The following is a 331-nucleotide window of genomic DNA, read 5'->3' on the forward strand; positions in this document are numbered from 1 at the left end:
ACTACGCAGGTAATCTTCGTAATTACCGCTAAAGTCGATCACGCGTTCCGGGGTGATTTCCAGAATGCGGGTCGCCAGGGAGCTTACGAACTCACGGTCGTGTGAAACAAAGATCAGCGTGCCCTGATACAGTTCCAGTGCCATGTTCAGCGACTCAATGGATTCCATATCCAGGTGGTTGGTCGGTTCGTCCATGATCAGAATGTTCGGCTTCTGCATCATTAACTTACCAAACAGCATCCGCCCTTTTTCCCCACCGGAAAGCACTTTAGCTGGCTTTTTGATTTCGTCCTGGCTGAACCGCAAACGACCGAGAATGCTGCGTACCGCC

At 51.4% G+C, this 331-nt stretch carries 1 protein-coding gene; it reads right to left on the minus strand.

What is annotated here, in order from left to right:
* The coding region (locus tag FN960_RS23710) for an ATP-binding cassette domain-containing protein (protein ID WP_143850786.1) at nucleotides 1–331 on the minus strand (331 nt) is incomplete at both ends.

The sequence above is a fragment of the Alkalicoccobacillus porphyridii genome (genome assembly GCF_007293315.1).
GTDB classification, from domain to species: Bacteria; Bacillota; Bacilli; order Bacillales; family Bacillaceae_D; genus Alkalicoccobacillus; species Alkalicoccobacillus porphyridii.